Source organism: Paracoccus sediminicola (assembly GCF_027912835.1).
Lineage (GTDB): Bacteria > Pseudomonadota > Alphaproteobacteria > Rhodobacterales > Rhodobacteraceae > Paracoccus > Paracoccus sediminicola.
This window is the reverse complement of the sequence record NZ_CP115768.1, coordinates 2,241,370-2,262,579: the sequence shown is the minus strand read 5'-3', so window position 1 is coordinate 2,262,579 and position 21,210 is coordinate 2,241,370. Positions and strand designations below refer to the sequence as shown.

Below are 21,210 nucleotides of genomic sequence, written 5' to 3'. Positions count from 1 at the left end.
CGATAGAGAATAGGCGTGGCGGCTGAATTCGAGCCGGTTGGCAGGCGAATGGACTTATTTTGAGAGGATGCGCGCGATGAAGGAACTCGATAGCACCAATCGCCGGATCCTCGCCGAGCTTGTCGCCAATGCCCGCATCCCGGTGAGCGAGCTGGCCCGCAAGGTCGGGCTGTCGAAGACCCCGGTCACGCAGCGCATTCGCCAGATGGAGGAGATGGGGCTGATCACCGGATATCGCGCGATCCTGTCGCCGCTTCAGCTTGGGCTGACCCATGTCACCTATATGGAGGTGCGGCTGTCGGATACGCGCAAGAAGGCTCTGGAAGAGTTCAACGCCCATGTCCGCGGGATTTCCGAGATCGAGGAATGCTATATGATCGCCGGCGGATTCGACTATCTGCTGAAGATCCGCTCACGCGATATGATGCATTTCCGCGAGATCATGGCGGACCGGATTTCCACCCTGCCGCATGTCTCGGCCACGAGCAGCTTCGTCGCGATGGAGGCGGTGGTCGAGCAGAGCTGGACAGAGGTTTAGGTCGGTATCGGCTGCGGGGCCTTGTCGATCCGAAGGACGCGAAAGCTGGGTCGCGGGCGACAGGGCCGCCAGCGAGTCTGTCGTCTTGTCGCGCCACAACTCTTTCGGCGCGGTCGGATCAATCCTTGCCGAGCCGGATCACCCGCTTGCCGAAATTCTCGCCGCGCAGAAGACCCGCAAAGGCATTTGGCGCGTTTTCGAGACCGTCAATGACCTCTTCGCGGTAATGCAGCTTTCCATCCCGGATCCAGCCGCCGACTTCGCTGGCGAACTCGTTGTAATACTGGCCGAATTCTTCGAATACGATGAAGCCGCGCAGGGTCATGCGCTTGATGAGGATCTGGCTCATCAGCCAGTTGAGCCGGTCCGGCCCGTCGGGCAGCGAGGTGGCGTTGTACTGCGAGACCAGACCACAGACCGGGATGCGGGCGTGGTCGTTCAGCCGGGGCAGCACCGCGTTCAGAACTTTGCCACCGACATTCTCGAAATACACGTCGATGCCGTCCGGGGTGGCCTCGGCTAGGTTTTCCTTCAGGTTGTCGGCCTTGTGGTCGATGCAGGCGTCGAAGCCCAGCGTCTCAACCGCGTAACTGCATTTCTCGGGCCCGCCAGCGATGCCCACGACGCGGCAGCCGAGGATCTTGCCGATCTGGCCCACGGTTGCGCCGACGGGGCCGGTGGCGGCGGCGACGGCGATGGTCTCGCCCGGTTTCGGCTGGCCGATCTTGGTCAGCCCGGCCCATGCGGTCAGTCCCGGCATGCCGAGCGCGCCTAGCGCCCAGGACGGGTTGTCGGGGTTTTTGCCGAGATTGGTCACCTCGGTCCCGTCAGAGAGGGTGTAATCCTGCCAGCCCCCGAAATTCAGCACCCAGTCGCCCTCCGCGAAACCGTCGAGCTGCGAGGCGACAACGCGGCTGACCGTGCCGCCGACCATGACGCCGCCGATCTCGACCGGTTCGGCATAGGAGGGGGCATCGCTCATCCGGCCACGCATATAAGGGTCCAGCGAGAGATATTCGGCGCGCAGCAACATCTCGCCAGGGCCGGGCTGCGGCACATCCGTTTCGATCAGCTTGAGCGTGTCCGCATCCGGCTCGCCCTTGGGGCGGCGGTTGAGGATCCACTGGCGGTTGACGGTATCGGATTGCGGCATGTTGGACTCCGGTGGTTGAGGGGATGGCCGCGCCGAAGAGGCGCTGCGCTTAGTTCAGCGGATGAAACGCATGTACCCGGCGCCGGGTTCGATCTCCATCCCGGATGACGGAGGGTCAGCAGCGATCCAGGTGGGGTGGGGTATGCTGTAAGGGCGCGGCGCTCAGCATTCTGGCAGGTTCACGGCGATGCCACCCTGCGAGGTTTCCTTGTATTTGTCGCTCATGTCGCGGCCGGTTTGCAGCATCACCCGGATGCAATTGTCGAGCGGCATGAAATGCTGCCCGTCCCCGCGCAGAGACAGGCTGGCCGCCGACACCGCCTTGATCGCGCCGAGCGCGTTGCGTTCGATGCAGGGCACCTGCACCAGCCCCGCTGCCGGGTCGCAGGTCATGCCGAGATGATGCTCCAGCGCGATCTCGGCGGCGTTTTCCACCTGTTCATTCGTGCCGCCCAGCACCGCGCACAGCCCCGCCGCCGCCATCGCCGCAGCCGAGCCGACCTCGCCCTGGCAGCCGACCTCGGCGCCCGAGATCGAGGCGTTATGCTTGATCAGCCCGCCGATCGCCGCCGCGACCAGCAGGAAATCCCGCATCCCCGCTTTGGTCGCGCCGTTGGCGTGGTCGCGGTAATAGCGCATGACGGCGGGCACCACCCCCGCCGCGCCATTGGTGGGGGCGGTGACGACGCGCCCTCCCGCGGCGTTTTCCTCGTTCACCGCCATGGCATAGACGCTCATCCAGTCGTTGATCGTGTGGGGCTGCGGCATGTTCATGCCGCGCTCGGCCTGAAGGCTCTCATGGATCGCCTTCGCCCGGCGGCGCACCTTCAGCCCGCCCGGAAGGATACCCTCCTGGCTCAGGCCGCGATCGATGCAGTCATCCATCGCCTCGAGGATCGCGTCCAGCCGGGCATCCACACCACCGCCATGCACGGCGCGTTCGTTTTCGCGCTTCATCCGGGCGATGGACTTGCCCGAGGCGCGGCCCATCTCCAGCATTTCCGCCGCCGAGCCGAAGGGGTGCGGGCAGTTCAGTGCCTCCTTGCGCTCGGAGAGCGAGGCGTCGCGGCCGGCGTCTTCCATTTCGGCCTCGGTCACGATGAAGCCGCCGCCGACCGAGTAATAGGTCTGGGCGTAGAACAGATTGCCGTCGGCGTCATGGCCGCGCAGCACCATGCCGTTGGCGTGGCCGGGCAGAGGCGGGCCGTAATCGAAGACCAGATCCGTCTCGGGATCAAAGCGCAGCGTGCCGAGGCCTTCGGGCGAGACGGTCTTCTCCCTGCGCACGCGCGCCTCGATCCCCTCTGCCGCGTCCGGGTCAAGCGTCCGGGGCACCAGCCCGCAAAGCCCGAGGATCACCGCGCGGTCGGTGGCGTGACCCTTGCCGGTGAAAGCCAGCGAACCATGCAGCGTTGCACTGAGCCGCGCCAGAGGGCCGCAGCCGGGATAGGCCCCGCGGCCCTGCCGCAAATCCTCGATGAAGCGCGCGGCGGCGATCATCGGGCCCATCGTGTGCGACGAGGAGGGTCCGATCCCGATCTTGAAGATGTCGTCAACTGACAGGAACATGCCCATCCCTTACGCAATTTCCGCGCCGCCGGCCAGATGCCGCCTGCTTAGCGCGCGGCTTCGGCGGCGAGTTCGCGGCAGCCCCGGCGAAGCGTCTGCGCGAGAAACGGGGCGAAGCTGTTCCAGACATCCATGCGGTATCGGCCAGGCGCGTCGTGCCAGAGCGTGACGGTCGCGCCGTCGAACACGGTGCGCCGCGCGGCCCCTTCGGGGATCGAGGCGAGGTCGCGCGGGCAGCCAATGGAAAGCAGCCCGGCCGCAAGCCGGCCGTCGATCAGGAAGGTGATCTCTCTTCCCGAAAGATCGACGGCGCTATGTGGGTGGCTGTCATAGACGCCGGAAAGCGCGGCCAGCGTCGCCGCGACCGCATCGACATGCAGCAGCAGCAGCCATTCATCGGGGCCGAGTTTCAGCGCCTCGATCCTGTCGCGGGCCTGACGCTGGCCGATGCGGTCGGGCAGCGGAAGACCAAGCGGGGCCTCGAAGGCGGCAAGATCGCCCCGCGCGCGCAGCGAGATGCGGCCATGCGGACCCAGTGTCTCGACCCGCAGCCCCTCGGTTTCGGCGATGATCCGGGGGTGCAGCGCAGAGAGTTGTTGCGCCATGTTCAGCCCTCCGCCCCGATTTTCAGCCGCGCATTCTCTGGGTCATGGAACACGGTCGGCACGATCTTCGCCGCGATCACCCGGTCGGGCATGGGGATATGCACCCTCTCGCCCATCCGGTCATGCCCGCCCTCGATCAGCGCCAGAGCGATGGGCCGCCCGGTCGTGCCCTGATCGTAGGATGAGGTGACATGGCCCACCATCTTCATCGGCACCGGCTGATCCGGGTCGAGCACGATCTGAGCGCCCTCTTCCAGCTTGCTGCGATCCTCGGTCAGCAGCCCGACAAGCTGCTTGCGCCCCTCGGCCACCAGATCGGGACGCATCAGCCCGCGCATGCCGACGAAATCGGGCTTCTTCTTGCCGACCGCCCAGCCCATACCGGCATCGTAAGGCGTGACCGTGCCGTCCGTGTCCTGCCCGACGATGATATAGCCTTTCTCGGCGCGCAGCACATGCATCGTCTCGGTCCCATAGGCGCAGATGCCGTGCTTCTGCCCGGCCTGCCACAGCGTCTCCCACAGCTGGCGGCCATAGGGTGCTGCGACGTTGATCTCGAACCCGACCTCGCCGGTGAAGCTGAGCCGGAAGAGCCGCGCGGGCAGTCCCGCAACCACGCACTCGGCGCAGGACATATGCGGGAAGTCATCGTCGCTCAGCGTGACAGCTTCGACCAGCGGTTGCAGCAGCGCGGCGGCGCGGGGGCCGTTCAGCGCGATGGTCGAGAACTGTTCGGTGGTCGAGGTCAGCCAGACATCCAGATCGGGCCATTCGGTCTGAAGGTAATCCTCCATCATGTTCATCACCCGCGCCGCCCCGCCGGTGGTAGTGGTGACGTGGAACCGGTCCTGCGACAGCCGCCCGATCACCCCGTCATCGCGGATGAAGCCGTCATCGCCAAGCAGCAGCCCATAGCGGCAGCGGCCCGGCGCGAGCTTGGTCCAGGGGTTGGTATAGATGCGATTCATGAATTCGACCGCATCCGGGCCGACCACCTCGATCTTGCCGAGGGTCGAGGCGTCGAAGATCCCGACCCCGCCCCGCGTCGCTGCACATTCGCGGCGCACGGCAGCGTCCATGTCTTCGCCCGGCTGCGGGAAATAGCGCGCCCGCCGCCACTGGCCGACATTCTCGAACACCGCGCCCTTTTCCTCGGCCCAGGGGTCGATCTGGGTCTTGCGGGTGAGCTCGAAATGATCGCCGCGATGATAGCCGGCGAAGGCGCCGAAGCTGGTCGGCGTATAGGGCGGGCGGAACGTGGTCAGCCCGACCTGCGGCTGCGGCTTGCCAAGCGCGTCTGCAGCGATGTTCAGCCCGTTGATATTGGACATCTTGCCCTGATCGGTCGCCATGCCATTGGTGGTATAGCGCTTCACATGCTCGATCGAGCGCATCCCCTCGCGCACCGCCAGCCGCAGATCCTTGGCGGTCACGTCATTCTGGAAGTCGACGAAGGCCTTGACGCGGGATGGGTCGCGGTCGGTGGGAAGCTCTCGCATGGTCTCGCCGCTGCCGGTGCGGTCGTGATCGACGGCATAGCGCCGCGCGCCGCCCGCGCCCCCGAGCGCCTGCACCGCCGCCCGGCCCTGTTCGGCGCCGTCATTCAGCGCCGCCTCGATCCCCCAGAGACCGCGCCCGGCGCCCGCGATCACGCAATCTTCGGGCGTGTCTTTCGGCAGGAAGGTGGTCAGGTCGTCATCCCATTGCAGGCTGCCCTTCGTATGCGAGAAGAGATGCAGCGAGGGCGTCCAGCCCCCGGACATCAGCAGGCAGTCGCAATAGATCCGCTCACCCGCGCCGACCGTGCCGCCCTGAACCGGGTTCACCGTCACATGCGCGACACGCAGCCGCCCGCCAGTCGCGGTGACGCTGTGGGACAGGCGGACATGGATGCCCCGCAGCCTTGCCGCCGATGCCAGATCCTCCGAGACCTGCTGCCGTGTGTCGATGATCGCCTTGACCCGCGTGCCCGCATCGCTCAGATCGAAGGCCGCGTGCCAGGCGCTGTCATGGCTGGTGACGACCACCGCCTCATTGCCGACCCGCACGCCGAAGCGGTGCAGATAGCTCTGCGCAGATCCCGCCAGCATCACGCCGGGCCGGTCATTGCCACTGAACACGAGGGGCTTTTCCAAGGCCCCCTGCGCCAGCACCACCTGTCGCGCCCTGACCCGCCACAGCCGTTCGCGCGGCAGATCGGGGTTCGGTTCGGGCAAATGGTCGGTCAGCCGCTCGACCATGCCGATCATGTTCTGGTGGTAATAGCCGATCGCCGTGGTCCGGGTCATCACCCGCACCCCTGCCGCGCGCAGTCGGTCAAGCGCAGCCGCCAGCCAGTTCCATGCGGGCCGCCCGTCGATCACGGCTTGAGGTTCAGACAGCAGCGTGCCGCCGGCCTCGGCATTCTCATCGACGATCACGACCGAGAGGCCCTGTTCCGACGCCGCCTCTGCCGCCGCCAGCCCCGCCGGACCGGCGCCGACGATCAGCAGATCGCAATGCAGATAGCGCGAAGCGTAGTGATCGGGGTCTTCGTGATCCGGCGCGGTGCCCAGACCGGCGGCGGCGCGGATGAAGGGTTCATAGACGCGGTGCCAGAAGCTTTGCGGCCATTTGAAGGTCTTGTAATAAAACCCCGCCGAAAACAGCGGCGAGACCGCGTCATTCGCCGCGCCGATGTCGAATGTCAGGCCTGGATAGCGGTTCTGCGACACCGACCGCAGCCCGGGCCAGATTTCCTGCATGGTGGCGCGGGTATTGGGCTCGGCCCGGCCCGGCCCGCGGCTTGTGCCGATCAGCGCATTGGGTTCCTCGGACCCTGCCGCGACCGGGCCGCGCGGGCGATGATACTTGAAGGACCGCCCCATCAGATGGACGCCATTGGCCAGCAGCGCCGAGGCGACCGTGTCGCCCGCGAGGCCCTGATACTCCACGCCGTCGAAGTGGAAACCGACTGGCTGCGCGTGATCGACACGGCCCTTGCCGGGGATGCGAAAACTCATGCCCGATCCTCCGGCTCTGGCAGGTCGGGCCGAGGCTCGCCCGCCTTGTAGGTGGTCAGGAAACGGTCGCTGACCGTGTCGCGCACGGCGTTGAAAAAGCGCCCGCAGCCGTGAAAATGTCGCCAGCGTTCGTCATGCGGACCGCGACGGTTCTCGCGGATGAACAGGAACGCCTCCCAGTCCTCGTCGGACTGTGCCGAGGGAAGCTCGGGCCGGACCACATGGGCCTGGCCGGCATAGGTGAATTCCGCCTCAGGCAGGATTTCCTCGCAATAAGGGCAATGGATCAGCAACATGGCAGCCTCAATGCGCGACGGCGGCGGCGGCGGCTTCGTCGATCAGACGACCGCTGCGGAACCGCTCCATCGTAAAGGGGGCGTTGATCGGATGCGGCTCGTCGCGCGCGATGGTCCATGCGAAGGTGTGGGCGGCGCCGGGGGTCGCCTTGAACCCGCCCGTCCCCCAGCCGCAATTGACGTAAAGCCCCGGCACTGGCGTTTTCGAGATGATCGCCGAGCGGTCCGGCGTCACATCCACGATGCCGCCCCATTTCCTGAGCATCCGCATCCGGGTGAAGATCGGGAAGATCTCGCAGATCGCGGCGACGGTGTGTTCGATCAGCGGCAGCCCGCCCCGCTGGCTGTAGCTGGTATATTGGTCGGTGCCCGAGCCGATCACCAGCTCGCCCTTGTCGGACTGGCTGATATAGGCATGGACCGTGTTCGACATGACCACGCAGGGCAGGACCGGCTTCACCGGCTCTGACACGAGCGCCTGTAGGGGATAGCTTTCCAGCGGCAACCTTACCCCCGCGCTTTGCATCACCACCGAGCTATGCCCGGCTGCCGATACCGCGACCCTCTTCGCCTTGATGAAGCCCCTGCCGGTCTCGACCCCGGCGACCGAGCCGTCCGGGTTGCGCCGGATCTCCGTCACCGGGCAGTTCTGGATGATGTCCACGCCGCGCGCCGCCGCGCCGCGCGCATAGCCCCAGGCCACGGCATCATGCCGCGCCGTCCCGGCCCGTTCCTGCAACGCACCGCCCAGCACGGGATGGCGCGCGGTCGGCGAGATGTTCAGCGGCGGACAATACGCCTTGCATTCCTGCGGCGTGAGCCAGCGATTATCCACCCCGTTCAGCCGGTTGGCGTGGATATGGCGCTGCGCGCTTTGAACGTCATGCACGTTATGCGCCAGCATCAGCACACCGCGCCGCGAATACATCACGTTATAGTTCAGCTCCTGGCTCAGCCCCTCCCAGAGATCGACCGAGTGATCGTAAAGCCGCGCGCTTTCGTCATAGAGATAATTCGAGCGGATGATCGTCGTGTTCCGCCCGGTATTGCCGCCGCCGAGCCAGCCCTTGTCGATCACCGCGATATTGGTGATGCCGTGCTGCTTCGCGAGGTAATAGGCCGTGCCCAGACCATGCCCGCCCGCGCCGACGATGACGACGTCATATTCGGTCCTGGGCTGCGCCTCGGGCCACTGCGCATCCCAGTTCCTGTTGCCGGTCAGGGCATTGGCCAGCAGGGTCAGGGCGTTGAATCGGGTCATCGGCGGGGCCTGTTCGCGAGAGCTCTGGACAGAATCATAGAATCTGCCAGAATTTTCCGAGGGAAGAATCACGACATCTCGGATGTAGGATTGCGTCATGGCCTCGCGCGACACTCCACCCCGGAAGCGGCTGCGTGTGGGGTTTCTGCTGGCCGATGGGTTTACCCTCTCCGCCTTCGCGAATTTCGTCGATGTGCTGCGGCTGGCCGCGGATGAGGCCGATAAGTCCCGCCCGATCCTCTGCGACTGGGAGGTGCTGTCCGAACGGCTGGAGACGGTCCGGTCAAGCTGCGGGGTGCGTGTCCAGCCCGACCGGCGGCTGCGCGAGGCGGGGCGCTATGATTACCTGGTCGTGGTTGGCGGTGTGATGCGCGACGAGGCAATGCTGGATGCCGAGGCTGTGGGTTTCCTTCAGCGCGCGGCGGCGGCGGGCGCGCCGCTGATCGGGCTGTGCACCGGGGTGTTCATCCTTCAGGATGCGGGGCTGCTGAAGGGTTATCGCTGCTGTGTGAGCTGGTTTCACCATCAGGACTTCGTGGATCGTTTCGACAGCGCGCGGCCGGTCTCGGATCAGATTTTCGTCGTGGATCGCGACCGGCTGACCTGCTCGGGCGGGCACAGCGCGGCGCATCTGGCGGCGTTTCTGGTGTCGCGCCATATCGGTGCCTCGGCGGCGGTGAAAAGCCTGAACATCATGATGATCGACGACCCGCTGAGCGGAGAGCGCCCGCAGCCCGGCCCGCAATTCGCCCATCGGCCCAACGATGCCCTGGTGAAACGGGCGGTCCTGCGGATGCAGCAGAATATCGAGACGCCGCTCTCGGTGGATCAGATCGCCGAGGGGCTGGAAGTCGGGCGCCGCACGCTGGAACGCAGGTTTCTGGGGGATCTGGGGCGGACGCCGCATCAGGTTTATCTGGACCTGCGGCTGGATCAGGTTCTGCACAAGCTGCGGAGCACGGCGCTGCCGATCACGGATATCGCCCATTGCTGCGGTTTCTGCGACGCGCCGCATCTGACCCGCACCCTGCGCCGACAGCGGGGGATCACCCCCGCCGATTATCGCCGCGCGCAGTCGGCAGCGGCGTAGGGTGCGCCGGCGAGCGGGTCTGCCCTGCCTTCGGTCTGAGAGCGGGTGCCTCCTTCACGGTGGTCCTGCCCCCTGACACCGGCCCGGGTTGATTGCGAATTTTTGGGTAGATGTCTTGCCACGGAGAAGTGTACCGATGCCGAAGAAAAGATGCGGCGGCGAGCAGATTGCTTTTGCGTCAAGGGAAGCAGAGTCCGGAACCACGGTCGGCGAGACCTACACTTAGATGGGATCGCGTCAGCGGCAGCTTATCGCTGGAACACGGTCTATGAAGGCGTGGGCCTGTTTGAGATCCGGCGGCTGAAGCATCGTGACCACGAGAATGGCAAGCTGAAGCGTCGGATCGCGGATCTGACATCGGACAAGATCATGCGTCAGGATGCGCTCTCCGCCGGGACTACCTGAACGCATCATGGTTCGTATCGATGAACGACGACCGAAAAAGGATCGACAACCGGCAAACTGACCGCGATGAGACCAGGCCGCAGCCCTCGCTCGGCAAATTGAGGCCCCGCAAGTTTGCAGCACAACCAGGCGAGTCCCGGAAGATCGCAGGAAGGCCAGAACAGAAACGGGGTGAGTTTCAGCGGTCGAGAGGACTCTCCGTCAAAGTGAGGGAGGTTCCGGGGGGGCAGATCATTCGGAACCGACAGTCCGGCGGCTGGCGAAAATCATCGGGCGGAATAACGCGGCTTTGATGCAGTAAAAAGACGCGTAGCGACAATAGACGAAGAATACCGTGGCAATCCAGGATCGGGAAAATGGTCGGAGCGAGAGGATTCGAACCTCCGACCCCCTGCTCCCGAAGCAGGTGCGCTACCAGGCTGCGCTACGCTCCGACCGTGGAGGGGCAGGTAACGCGCAGCGGTCGGGAATGCAAGGGGATTCGGCGTGATTCGGTTGGCTCAGTGATTTGCCGGGCCGCGGCCGGTCAGGATGCGCAGGATCAGGCTAGAGCGCGGGGCGGTAACGCTTTCGGCACGGACCCGCGACGCCGTCACCGGGCTCGTCGACTCGCTGCCGCGGGCGCGTTCGCGGGCGACGATATAGATGCCGGAGCAGATAATCACCGCAGCGCCGATCAGGGTCGGTCGATCAAGTGTCTCTCCGAAGACGAACCAGCCATAGATCGTGGCCCAGATCATCTGCGAATACTGCATCGGCGCGATGATCGCGGCCTCGCCGTTGCGATAGGCCAGGATCGACAGGAAGCCGCCGGTCAGTCCCAGCACCGCAATCAGCCCGGCCATGCCCAGATGCGGAAGCTGCATCGGCGTATAGTTCAGCGTCAGCCCGGCACCCGTCAGCAACAGATTGCCCAGCATCGGCCACATCAGCAGCACAAGCGGACGCTCGGAACTGCCGAGCTTGCGGGTGATGACGGCGGCGGTTGCCGTGCAGGCTGCGCCCATGAGCGCGGCGAGATGCCCGAGAGACAGCGCCTGCCCGGCACCCGGCCTCAGCACGATCAGCACACCGCACAGCCCGAGCGCCACGGCCAGCCAGCGATGGATGCCGACCCGCTCGCCCAGGATCGGGATCGACAGCAGCGTGATCAGCAGCGGGGCCGAGAACAGAATCGCATAGACCTGCGCCAGAGGCAGGGTCGAAAAGGCGTAGAACCCGCCGACCCCCGCCATCATCCCGCAAAGCGACCGCGCCGCCACCCAGCCGGGCCGGTTCGGACGCAATGTCCCGGGCGTGCGCTCCTGCATCAGGATCAGCGAGACCAGCGGGAAGGACAGGAGCGATGAAAAGAACAGCACCTGCAAAGAAGGGTAGTGCGCGCCGAGCATCTTGATGATGACGTCATGCGTGGCAAAGACGCCCATCGACAAGAGCGCGAAGCCGATGCCTTTCAGATTGCTCGACGCGGCCATGTTCAGCGGTCGGAGAGGGCGGCGACGATCTTGTCACCCATCTCGGAGGTCGAAATCGGCGTGCCGCCATCGGGGCCCATCAGATCGGCAGTGCGCGCGCCCTCGGCCAACACCTTTTCGACGGCTGCTTCCAGCTGGTCTGCGGCCTCGCCCTCGCCGAAGGAATAGCGCAGCGCCATGGCGAAGCTGAGGATGCAGGCAATCGGGTTGGCCTTGCCCTGACCGGCAATGTCGGGGGCCGAGCCGTGAACGGGTTCATACAGCGCCTTGGGGCGGCCATTTTCCATCGGGGCGCCGAGACTTGCCGAGGGCAGCATCCCGAGACTGCCGGTCAGCATCGCCGCCAGATCCGACAGCAGGTCGCCGAACAGGTTGTCGGTCACGATCACGTCGAACTGGCGCGGCGCGCGGGTCAGCTGCATCGCGCCGGCATCGGCATACATATGGCTGAGTTCGACATCGGGGTATTCATTGTCATGCACCCACTGGACTTCTTCGCGCCAGAGAATGCCCGATTCCATCACATTGGCCTTCTCCATCGAGCAGACCTTGTTGCCGCGCTGTTTCGCCAGTTCGAAGGCCGAGCGGGCGACGCGGCGGATCTCGCCGCTGGTATAACGCTGCGTGTTGATGCCGACGCGACCGCCTTCGTTTTCGGGGTTGTTGCCGTCATCGTGAATGCCGCGCGGCTCGCCGAAATAGACGCCCGAGGTCAGCTCACGCACGATCAGGATATCGAGACCGGCAACGATCTCGCGCTTCAGCGACGAGAAATCGGCCAGCGCGTCGAAACATTGCGCCGGGCGGAGATTGGCATAGAGGTCCATCTCTTTGCGAAGCCGCAGCAGACCGCGCTCGGGCTTGACGCTGAAATCGAGCGAATCGTATTTCGGTCCGCCCACCGCGCCGAGAAGCACCGCGTCGACGGATTGTGCCTTTTCCATGGTTTCGTCGGTCAGCGGGATGCCATGCGCGTCATAGGCGCAGCCTCCGACCAGCCCTTCCGAGAGGTTGAAACGCATGTCGCGATTGGTCTGAAACCAGTCGATGACCTTGCGCACCTCGGTCATGACTTCGGGGCCGATCCCGTCACCGGGCAGGATCAGAAGCGAATAATCGGACATGGATTTCCTCGTTTTTGCAGGGGTTGCGTTGGGGTAACGCTCGGGGGTGATCTGGTCAAGTTCACGCGTAATTGGGTTGCGGTTCGCGGTCGGATGGGGACTCTCTGGACCAACTCGACGCAACCGGAGGATGTTCTATGCCCCGACCGATCCGCATGATTCTTGCCGCTGTGCTGGCCGTGTTCACGGCTGGCGGCGCTGCCGTGGCAGAGGGCAAGGTGGTGGTGGATCTGCCGAACCTCTCGGGCATGTCCGACGCCGATGCCGAAAAGCTGATCGCCGCTTTGGCGCAGGTCAATGTCATTGCCTCGAACTGCCCCGATTACAGCATCACGGATGGCGAATGGCTGTTGCTGATGGGCACCGGCGACATGCTGGCGAAAGAGCTTGGGATGGACCCCGAAGCTTATGATGAACGGTTTTACGGCCCGGCCTTCCAGATGCTGGACGATCCTGGTGCCTGCGACCGGATCGGTCCCAGAGCCCGCCCGATCATCGACGATCTGATCGAGAGGGGCGGCGGGACCGAGCCGGTGGCCGAATAGCTTACTGCCGCAATTCGACATCGACCCAGACCATGCGGTGGTCCGAGGCGCGCGCCACCGTTTCGGCGGCGCGCGTGCCGGGGGCGGGCCAGACCGTCGCGGCCCCGCTAAGGCGCAGATCGGCCGAGGGCAGCACATAGCTCACCCGCAGATTTCCGGGCGCGCCATCGGGCCAGTCCACCGTGTCCAGCGCCGGGTCGCCGCGGTGATCCGGGTCTGATGCCGCCGAGGCTCCTGCACTGCGCGGCACCGGGTCCTGTAGTCGCGGATCGGCCAGCAATTCGCGGATCGCCTTGTGACGGCCTTCTCCGTCCAGAGGGTCGAGATTGGCATTTCCGGCCAGAACAAAGGGCTGCGACGGCAGATGATCCTTCCAGAAGGCGATCTCATCGTGATTGCGGCGGCCATTGCGGTCCTCGGGGCCGTCGAAGACCGGCGGCGCGGCCGAGAATGCCAGCAGATACAGGGGGGGCTCGGTCAGGATTTCGACAGCCCAGTGGCCGCTATCCGAGAGCCGCTGCACCTGGGCGGCCGAGGGCGACAGCGCATCGCCCATCAGGTTGCCGGGCAGATCGCGCCACAGCAGATCGCTGTAATCCGTGACCTCACCGAGAGGAAATCGCGACAGCAGCGCCATGGCGTTTTGCCCGGTAAAACTGCCCCATCCCTGCGCATCCTCTGCCTCTCCCAGCCGCCCGTCACCATCCAGATCGGCGCCGCTCGGCAGGCCGCTATTGGGTCGCAGCGCCAGAAGATGCGGGTAGTCCGCGCCACTTTCGCGCAGCAGAGCCGCAAATTCGCTGAGCGCTGCGCGCTCGTGATCCCAGTCGATCCCGGTCAGCAGCAGGATATCGGGACGGGCTCCGGTGATCACCGATACGACGGCTCCAATCTGGGAGTCATCGCCGCTGCGAAGATCGCGCAGCAGCAGACCCGGCCCCTTGCGCGTCAGCCCCGGATCATAGCTGGCGACACGGATCGTCTCGGAGCACGCCGCGCCGCAAAGGAAAAGCGGCGCCAGAAGCGCCGCTGCCCATGCCGCTGTCAGACCCAAGGCCGCGACTGGCCGGCCTGTGCCTCGAACGCATCGATAGCGGCGCTTTTTTCAAGCGTCTGCCCGATATCGTCCAGCCCGTTCAGCAGGTTATGCTTGCGCGTCTGGTCGATCTCGAAGCCATACTCGGTCCCGTCTGGCGAGGTCACTGTCTGCGCTGCCAGATCCACGGTAAGTTTCGCATTTGCCCCGTTGCGGGCGTCGTCCATCAGCGCGTCCACGGCCTCTTGCGGCAGCTTGATCGGCAGGATGCCGTTCTTGAAGCAGTTGTTATAGAAAATATCCGCGAAGCTGGTCGAGATCACGCAGCGAATGCCGAAATCCAGCAACGCCCAGGGCGCATGTTCCCGCGATGAACCGCAGCCGAAGTTGTCGCCCGCGACGATGATCTCGGCATTGCGATAGGCAGGCTGGTTGAGGACGAAATCCTCGATCTCGTTGCCTTCGCGGTCATAGCGCATCTCGTCGAACAGGTTCTTGCCGAGACCCGAGCGGTGGATCGTTTTCAGAAACTGTTTGGGGATGATCATATCGGTGTCGATATTCACAAGCGGCATGGGCGCCGCGACGCCGGTGAGGGTGGTGAAGGGTGGCATTTTACATTCTCGCTTCTTGACTTTGTCGGATAAGAACCACATTTTGTACGTCAAATGGGCTGGAGTTTTTCGGTCGGCGGCGGGTTGCTGGGGTCACTCGGCAGCCCGTCTGCTTTTCTACGGGAAAGACTTGAAGCGTCCGTTGCATAATTTTGTCCTCAAGATTTCGGCGGCACGATTTGTCTGATCGGGGCGAAGATAGCTTAGGCCTAGGGGTCTGGCCGCTAGATCGGCCAATTGAAGCCCGGATGAGTTGCAGCGTTTGTCGCAGAAACGGGGCTTCCAATCGATTTGCTGTACCGAAGTTAACGGGCGTCCAATTCGTGGGCTTCCCCTAGCCACGCGCGCCATTTCCAGTTCAAGTTGGCGATCCTCATTGTTCCCACGCGCTTCCAGAACTACTGTAGTTTCCCTTGCGTGCTGGCCGTAGCGACTAAGGCGCAGTGCAGCTTCCTCCATGCAGAAAGTGATCGCGAGCGCATAGGGATCCCACGGGTCGGAATACCGGCTCCGCAGCTTGGCCTTGTCGATGACCGCACAGCATATCTCGATATCAGCCCTTTGGATAATGTCATTGGTGCGCTGTAAGAAGTTTTCTCGCTCGCCCACATCCCGTTGCAGAAAGGCAAAATCCTTTGACTGACGACGGATATCGCGCTCGTGTAGGATCAACTGATCATGACCAACAAAGTCGAATTTCAGCCTTTGAAGTGCGGGGACCACTGCGCTTATGTAGTGATCCTTTTTCACCAGTACGAAAACCAGAACGAAAATGGGAAAATCGTCCTGATCCGCACCAAGAACGGGCGAGCCGCTCTCGTCAGCATATATGATGTAATCCGAGAAGCTCACGCCGTTTCGTTCATCACCTCGCGCACATCGACCAGATGGCCGGCGACCGCCGCCGCTGCCGCCATGACCGGCGACATCAGATGCGTCCGGCCGCGATAGCCCTGACGGCCTTCGAAATTGCGGTTCGAGGTCGCGGCGCAGCGTTCTTCGGGCGCGAGCTGGTCGGGGTTCATGCCAAGGCACATCGAACAGCCGGCCATGCGCCATTCGAAACCGGCATCGGTGAAGATCCTGTCCAGACCCTCTTCCTCGGCCTGCGCGCGCACAAGGCCGGAACCGGGCACGACCATGCCGCGCACCCCGTCCGCAAGCTTCTTGCCCTTGAGGATGGAAGCGGCGGCGCGCAGATCTTCGATCCGGCCATTCGTGCAGGAGCCGATGAACACCGCGTCGATGGCGATATCGGTCAGCTTCGTGCCGGGCTTGAGCCCCATGTAATCCAGCGAGCGCCGCGCGGCCTCGACCTTGCCGCCGGAGAAATCTTCCGGCGCGGGCACCGTCCCGGTGATCGGCAGCACATCTTCGGGAGAGGTGCCCCAGGTCACGACCGGCGCGATCTCTTCGGCCCGGATGGTGACGACCTTGTCGTAATGCGCGCCTTCATCGGTTTTCAGCGTCTTCCACCAGTTCAGCGCAGCTTCCCACGCGGCGCCTTTCGGTGCATGGGGGCGGCCCTTCACATATTCGAAGGTCTTTTCATCGGGCGCGATCAGACCGGCGCGGGCGCCGCCTTCGATGGCCATATTGCAGACCGTCATGCGGCCTTCCATGGACAGATCGCGGATCGCCTCTCCGCAATATTCGATGACATGGCCATTGCCGCCTGCCGTGCCGGTCTTGCCGATCACCGCGAGCGTGATGTCCTTGGCCGTCACGCCGGGGCGCAGCTTGCCGGTGATTTCCACCTTCATGTTCTTCGACTTGGACTGGATCAGCGTCTGGGTGGCCAGAACATGTTCCACCTCGGAGGTGCCGATCCCGTGGGCGAGCGCGCCGAAGGCGCCATGGGTCGCGGTATGGCTGTCGCCGCAGACGACGGTCATGCCGGGCAGGGTCCAGCCCTGTTCGGGGCCGACGATATGGACGATGCCCTGACGGATATCGTTCATCGAATAGTAGTTCGGCAGGCCGAATTCGCGGGCATTCTTGTCCAGCTCGGCCACCTGAATGCGGCCCTCGGGGTTTTCGATGCCGTTCACCCGGTCGGGGGTGGTCGGCACGTTATGGTCGGGAACCGCGATGGTCTGGTCCGGGCGGCGGACCTTGCGGCCCGACATGCGCAGCCCTTCGAAGGCCTGCGGTGAGGTCACCTCATGGACCAGATGGCGGTCGATATAAAGGATCGTGGTGCCGTCATCGGTGACATCGACGACATGGGCGTCCCAGATTTTATCGTAGAGCGTGCGGGGCGCGCCCGCGTTGGTGGTGCCGGTCATGGCTGTTCTCTTGTCAAGGAGTGGCTTTTTGGGGTGATCGGAGGGCACCGGATCACAGTCGTGCAGTCACGGACAGGCTTTCGCCATAGAAGCGGCCCGGCAGGCGGGCGCGGTCGTGAATGTTGAAATAGCGCATCATCGGCGCAGAGACTAAGCCCGTGACGCTGCGTAGGCAAGGGATTCGCGGCGGCTATCAGCTGCGCACTGTCGCGCCAATCGCGCAGGAGGCGCTTTGGCGCATCCGCCCCGCCACCCTTGCCCCGGCGTCTCGACCTTGCGACAACCCGGCCATGCTGATCCTCCTGAACAAACCTTTTGGCGTGCTGCCGCAATTCACCGATAATTCGGCCAATCCGCGCCCGACTCTGGGCGATTATGTCGCGGTGAAGGGCGTTTATCCTGCCGGGCGGCTGGATATGGACAGCGAAGGACTCATGCTGCTGACCGATGATGGCAGGCTTCAGGCACGGATCGCGGACCCGAAGCACAAGATGGAGAAGACCTATCTCGTGCAGGTCGAGGGGGTGCCGGAGGACGATCAGCTGGCCTTGCTGCGCAACGGCGTCACGCTGAAGGACGGCCCGACCCGGCCCGCCGGGGCCGAGGTGATCGCGCCGCCCGATCTGTGGCCGCGCGATCCGCCGATCCGGGAACGGAAATCCGTCCCCGACAGCTGGCTTCGCCTGACCCTGCGCGAGGGCCGGAACCGGCAGGTGCGGCGCATGACGGCTGCGGTGGGGCTGCCCACGCTGCGGCTCGTGCGCTGGCAGGTCGGTATCTGGAGCGTCGACGGGCTGGCCCCCGGCGCGTGGCGCGAGGTTCAGGCGCGTTAACTCTCTGTTAGCAAAGCGCTTCGGCAGGGGCCGCGTTTGCGCTATGTTCCTCACCGGTGGGTGAGGTGTGATATGTTGATGTTGGCGGGGTTCATGGCCGCGCTCGCGGCGGGTGCCGCGATGCAGTTTCTGGAAGGCGGCGAGGAAGAGGCGATCGGGCCGGACGCTGACGAGTCCGATCCCGAACAGCCGAGGGTGGATCGTTCCGATGGGGCCGACACATCATCAGAACATGACCCCTTCGGCATGACCCTGACCGGCGGCGGCATTCTGGTCGGCGGAGCTGGCGACGATCTGCTGACCGGCAGCGACATGGCGGACGATCTGGCCGGAGGAGATGGCGACGACACGCTTCTGGGGATGGCCGGCGACGACTATCTTTACGGCGACGACGCGCCAGAGGCCGAGGGCGACGATCTGTTGCGCGGCGGCGCGGGCGACGACACGCTTGCCGGGAATGGCGGCGATGACCGGGTCCGGGGCGGCTCGGGCGCGGATCGGGTTTACGGAGGGGATGGCAACGATACGTTGTCGGGCGGCGCAGGAGACGACTGGCTCTTGGGCAATGCGGGCGATGACATTCTGTCGGGCGGCGCGGGTGACGACGATCTGGCAGGCGGGGACGGGGCCGACAGCCTGTCGGGCGGCGCGGGTGCGGATTCGCTGCATGGCGGGGAAGGTGAGGACATTCTGACCGGCGGCGCTGCGGATGTGCTGGACGGCAATGAGGGCGACGATCTGTTTCTGATCGTGCCGGACGGGTCCGGCGTGACGGAGATCACCGATTACGAGCCCGGCGAGCGGATCGAGATTGCGCTGGATCGCGACGACGCGCTGCTGGAGATCGGCACCGACGAGGACGGCGCTACGGTGATCCGCGTCGGCGGCGCGCCGGTGCTGCGCGTGACCGGCCCGGCGGTGCCGACCGCGAAGGATATCGCGCTGCGCTGCGATCGGTAAGGCGCTGACAGGGCTTTCTTTTTATGAGGAAATTGCGTATAGGCGCCCGTCCGCTGGTCGAATCCGGCGGGCGCACTCCACGGGCCTGAGCTGGACGACATCCCGGCCTGCGCCATAACCCCTTGTTTTCGAAAGGAGACCCCGATGTCGATCACTGTCGAAGAAAAGAATCGCCTGATGAAGGAATATGCGACCAAAGAAGGCGACACCGGCTCGCCCGAAGTGCAGGTCGCGATCCTGACCTCGCGCATTTCCACCCTGACCGAGCATTTCAAGACCCACAAGAAGGACAACCACAGCCGTCGTGGCCTTCTGAAACTGGTGGCGCAGCGGCGCAAGCTGCTGGACTATCTGCGCGGCAAGGATGAGGGCCGTTACCGCGACCTGATCAAGAGCCTGGGCATCCGCCGCTAAGCGCGGACCGGTTCCGGCATTTCGGCGCCCGTGACCCGGATGGGTCGCGGGCGTTTTCTTTTGGCGCGGGGCCGGGTCACCATGCGGGATCGGCGCGCTTGCCGGGTGTCGCAACATCGCCCGAATGGGCAGCCCCATGGCCAGTCGACAGGGTTTCGCGACCAGCCAGCCTCGGCTTCGGAATACCTCTCGCAGGAGGGACATATGCCCGAGCAGATCGACGAAATCATTGCAGCACCGAGTCCCGATTGGCGCGGTGTGGCAAGGGGTTGAAAACGTTGAAAGGTGCGGAGGTCGAAGTGATAAGCGGCCCGGAAGGGTCTTCGTGACATCGCAAGATAGCAGCCACATATTTGCCGCGAGCAACCGGAACAACTCTTATAAAACACTGCGCTGACAGTCACGGAGATGTTCGGCGCCCGCCGGCGTGACCATGACCCGCGACGTCGCAGAGCAATTCAAGAAGGCTCGATATGGCGGAAGGGGGCGTCCGGCTGACCTCCCCCCAAAGGCCGCTTGGTCACTCGGCGTCTCGGCCCAGCCTGTGGGTCAGACCGGCGCGCACGGCGGGCCAGTCAGGGGCGGTGATGCTGTAGACGCAGCTGTCGCGGAGGGTGCCGTTGGGCATCCGCATATGGTGACGCAAAATGCCGTCGAGCTTTGCGCCCAGACGCTCGATGGCGCGGCGGCTTTGCTGGTTCAGGAAATGGGTGCGGAACTCGACCGCGATGCAGCCCAGCATTTCGAATGCGTGGGTCAGCAGCATCAGCTTGGCCTCGGTGTTGAGCGGTGTGCGCTGGACGCGGGCAGCATACCAGGTCGAGCCGATTTCGAGCCGCGGGGTGGCGGCGTCGATATTCATGTAGCTGGTCATGCCGACCGGCAAACCGCGAGAGGGTTCGATCACGGTAAATGGCAGCATGCTGCCGCTGGCTTGAAGGTTCAGACGGCGGTCGATCTCTGCCGCCATGCTCTCGGGGTTGGGCACGGTGGTATACCACAGCTCCCAAAGCCGCCCGTCGCGCGCAGCCTCGCAGAGCGCATCGTGATGGTCATGAGAGAGCGGCACCAGCTCGACATGCTGGCCGCAAAGATGGATGGTCGCGATATGGGTCATGGCGTGGTTCGGGATGCTGTGCTGACGGGCTAGCGGTCGTGCATGCCCTTGCCGGCGAGAATTTTCGGGGCGGCTTTCTCGATCCGCGAGATTCGGGTCTTCGACTGTTTCGCCCCCGAGACATGCAGCACCCAACCGCGGCGGCGGCCGGGGGTGAGGGAATCGAAGGCGGTGCGGAGCTCTTCGTCGCGATCGAGCCGTGCGAGGAGTTCCTCGGGATAGGCGAGATCGTCTTTCGGCAGATCGACCGTCGCGCCGGATTTTTCGAGCGCGATGGCCTCGGCGATATAGGCCTCGATGATGGGGCGCTGTTGGACAATGGCATCAGGATCGGTGAAATTCATCACCCGCGATGAGCGTGAGTTCTCGCCGGGGGAATCGAGCACGGCTTCGGGATCGCTCAGCAGCACGCCCTTGAAGAAGCCGAGCGTGGCGCGGTCCTTGAAGCCCCAGATGATCGCGATATTGCCGCCGTCATGGGTGTAAACCGGCGAGGACCATTTGAACTCTTCGGTCAGATCGCAGCCGCGGAGGATCTTTCGAAGCAGATGCATCTCGTCCCGCCATCGGGTGAGGCGGGAAAAGAACGCGTCGGCGCGGATCTGGGCAGAGACCATCGGACATAGCTCCATCGGTGCGGGCGGGGATGCCCGGCGCGGCCATGCTGGCGCGGGCGCGCGGGGCTGTCCAGACTGCGGGCGTATCGCTGGCGCGGCGGGGCAGAGCCGGCGCTGGCTGGGGGAATCCGCGGCGAAATCGCGGCAAATGCTGGCTTTCGGGCGTGGGGGCGGCTGAATGGCGCTAGTGAAATTGGCTGAAATCCGCGTATGAGCGGGCGGATGGCACGTCTGAGACAATGTTTTGGGCGAATCGACCAAATTTGCT

At 64.5% G+C, this 21,210-nt stretch carries 21 protein-coding genes and 1 tRNA gene; 7 read left to right on the top strand and 15 right to left on the bottom strand.

What is annotated here, in order from left to right; translation table 11 throughout:
• Nucleotides 1–76 precede the first annotated feature (76 nt).
• A complete protein-coding gene (locus PAF18_RS11210) occupies nt 77–538 on the top strand; it encodes an Lrp/AsnC family transcriptional regulator (RefSeq protein ID WP_271115802.1) in 462 nt (153 codons plus the stop codon).
• A gap of 118 nt (nt 539–656) precedes the next feature.
• Here PAF18_RS11210 and curA read toward each other — a convergent pair whose 3' ends face one another.
• The 6 genes from curA to PAF18_RS11180 all read right to left on the bottom strand — a co-directional run bounded on the left by curA (nt 657) and on the right by PAF18_RS11180 (nt 8,424).
• Complete coding sequence (curA, locus tag PAF18_RS11205; protein ID WP_271115801.1) at nt 657–1,691, bottom strand: NADPH-dependent curcumin/dihydrocurcumin reductase; 1,035 nt, start codon at nt 1,689–1,691, stop codon at nt 657–659.
• A gap of 162 nt (nt 1,692–1,853) precedes the next feature.
• Nucleotides 1,854–3,260 carry an L-serine ammonia-lyase gene (locus PAF18_RS11200; RefSeq protein WP_271115800.1) on the bottom strand — a complete coding sequence of 469 codons (1,407 nt, stop codon included), beginning with the start codon at nt 3,258–3,260 and terminating at the stop codon, nt 1,854–1,856.
• 47 nt (nt 3,261–3,307) lie between these two features.
• On the bottom strand, nt 3,308–3,865 hold the full coding sequence (locus PAF18_RS11195) for a sarcosine oxidase subunit gamma (protein ID WP_271115799.1): 558 nt from the start codon (nt 3,863–3,865) through the stop codon (nt 3,308–3,310).
• 2 nt (nt 3,866–3,867) lie between these two features.
• On the bottom strand, nt 3,868–6,867 hold the full coding sequence (locus tag PAF18_RS11190) for a sarcosine oxidase subunit alpha (RefSeq protein WP_271115798.1): 3,000 nt from the start codon (nt 6,865–6,867) through the stop codon (nt 3,868–3,870).
• The gene (locus tag PAF18_RS11185) at nt 6,864–7,163 is read right to left on the bottom strand and encodes a sarcosine oxidase subunit delta (protein WP_271115797.1); all 300 of its coding nucleotides are present in this window, start codon (nt 7,161–7,163) and stop codon (nt 6,864–6,866) included. The genes PAF18_RS11190 and PAF18_RS11185 overlap by 4 nt, the downstream gene beginning before the upstream one ends.
• 7 nt (nt 7,164–7,170) lie before the next feature.
• Complete coding sequence (locus PAF18_RS11180; protein ID WP_271115796.1) at nt 7,171–8,424, bottom strand: sarcosine oxidase subunit beta family protein; 1,254 nt, start codon at nt 8,422–8,424, stop codon at nt 7,171–7,173.
• A gap of 97 nt (nt 8,425–8,521) precedes the next feature.
• Here PAF18_RS11180 and PAF18_RS11175 point away from each other — a divergent pair, with 97 nt between their 5' ends.
• Both PAF18_RS11175 and PAF18_RS11170 read left to right on the top strand, forming a co-directional pair.
• On the top strand, nt 8,522–9,514 hold the full coding sequence (locus PAF18_RS11175) for a GlxA family transcriptional regulator (RefSeq protein ID WP_271115795.1): 993 nt from the start codon (nt 8,522–8,524) through the stop codon (nt 9,512–9,514).
• Between the two features lie 276 nt (nt 9,515–9,790).
• On the top strand, nt 9,791–9,919 hold the full coding sequence (locus PAF18_RS11170; RefSeq protein WP_271115794.1) for a hypothetical protein: 129 nt from the start codon (nt 9,791–9,793) through the stop codon (nt 9,917–9,919).
• 357 nt (nt 9,920–10,276) lie between these two features.
• On the opposite strand, the gene PAF18_RS11165 is transcribed toward PAF18_RS11170, so the two are convergent.
• The 3 genes from PAF18_RS11165 to leuB form a co-directional block, all read right to left on the bottom strand.
• Nucleotides 10,277–10,353: transfer RNA gene (locus PAF18_RS11165), tRNA-Pro, on the bottom strand.
• 66 nt (nt 10,354–10,419) lie between these two features.
• Nucleotides 10,420–11,394 (bottom strand): DMT family transporter, encoded by a 975-nt coding sequence (locus tag PAF18_RS11160; protein ID WP_271115793.1) that lies wholly within the window; start codon nt 11,392–11,394, stop codon nt 10,420–10,422.
• Between the two features lie 2 nt (nt 11,395–11,396).
• Entirely contained in the window at nt 11,397–12,518 is a 1,122-nt protein-coding gene (gene leuB / locus PAF18_RS11155) for a 3-isopropylmalate dehydrogenase (RefSeq protein ID WP_271115792.1), read from the bottom strand.
• 137 nt (nt 12,519–12,655) lie between these two features.
• Between leuB and PAF18_RS11150 the strand changes: the two genes are divergently transcribed.
• Entirely contained in the window at nt 12,656–13,063 is a 408-nt protein-coding gene (locus PAF18_RS11150; RefSeq protein WP_271115791.1) for a hypothetical protein, read from the top strand.
• A 1-nt stretch (nt 13,064) separates the two neighbouring features.
• Here the strand turns inward: PAF18_RS11150 and PAF18_RS11145 are convergent, their stop codons facing one another.
• The 4 genes from PAF18_RS11145 to leuC all read right to left on the bottom strand — a co-directional run bounded on the left by PAF18_RS11145 (nt 13,065) and on the right by leuC (nt 17,001).
• Entirely contained in the window at nt 13,065–14,117 is a 1,053-nt protein-coding gene (locus PAF18_RS11145; RefSeq protein WP_353620655.1) for an endonuclease/exonuclease/phosphatase family protein, read from the bottom strand.
• Nucleotides 14,108–14,713: a 3-isopropylmalate dehydratase small subunit gene (gene leuD / locus PAF18_RS11140; protein ID WP_271115790.1), complete on the bottom strand. Its 606-nt coding sequence runs from the start codon at nt 14,711–14,713 to the stop codon at nt 14,108–14,110. The genes PAF18_RS11145 and leuD overlap by 10 nt, the downstream gene beginning before the upstream one ends.
• Before the next feature lie 117 nt (nt 14,714–14,830).
• Nucleotides 14,831–15,565, bottom strand: coding sequence for a DUF3800 domain-containing protein (locus PAF18_RS11135; RefSeq protein ID WP_271115789.1), 735 nt, complete (start codon nt 15,563–15,565; stop codon nt 14,831–14,833).
• Entirely contained in the window at nt 15,562–17,001 is a 1,440-nt protein-coding gene (leuC, locus tag PAF18_RS11130) for a 3-isopropylmalate dehydratase large subunit (protein ID WP_271115788.1), read from the bottom strand. The genes PAF18_RS11135 and leuC overlap by 4 nt, the downstream gene beginning before the upstream one ends.
• A gap of 290 nt (nt 17,002–17,291) precedes the next feature.
• On the opposite strand from leuC, the gene PAF18_RS11125 reads away from it, so the two are divergent.
• The 3 genes from PAF18_RS11125 (at nt 17,292) to rpsO (ending at nt 19,208) form a co-directional block, all read left to right on the top strand.
• Nucleotides 17,292–17,834, top strand: a complete 543-nt coding sequence (locus tag PAF18_RS11125; protein WP_271118116.1) for a pseudouridine synthase — start codon at nt 17,292–17,294, stop codon at nt 17,832–17,834.
• A 72-nt stretch (nt 17,835–17,906) separates the two neighbouring features.
• Entirely contained in the window at nt 17,907–18,794 is an 888-nt protein-coding gene (locus PAF18_RS11120) for a calcium-binding protein (RefSeq protein WP_271115787.1), read from the top strand.
• Nucleotides 18,795–18,938: 144 nt separating this feature from the next.
• Nucleotides 18,939–19,208 carry a 30S ribosomal protein S15 gene (gene rpsO, locus PAF18_RS11115; RefSeq protein WP_271115786.1) on the top strand — a complete coding sequence of 90 codons (270 nt, stop codon included), beginning with the start codon at nt 18,939–18,941 and terminating at the stop codon, nt 19,206–19,208.
• 520 nt (nt 19,209–19,728) lie between these two features.
• Here the strand turns inward: rpsO and PAF18_RS11110 are convergent.
• A complete protein-coding gene (locus PAF18_RS11110; RefSeq protein ID WP_271115785.1) occupies nt 19,729–20,325 on the bottom strand; it encodes a GNAT family N-acetyltransferase in 597 nt (198 codons plus the stop codon).
• A gap of 29 nt (nt 20,326–20,354) precedes the next feature.
• Complete coding sequence (locus PAF18_RS11105) at nt 20,355–20,942, bottom strand: YdeI/OmpD-associated family protein (RefSeq protein ID WP_271115784.1); 588 nt, start codon at nt 20,940–20,942, stop codon at nt 20,355–20,357.
• Nucleotides 20,943–21,210: the final 268 nt, after the last annotated feature.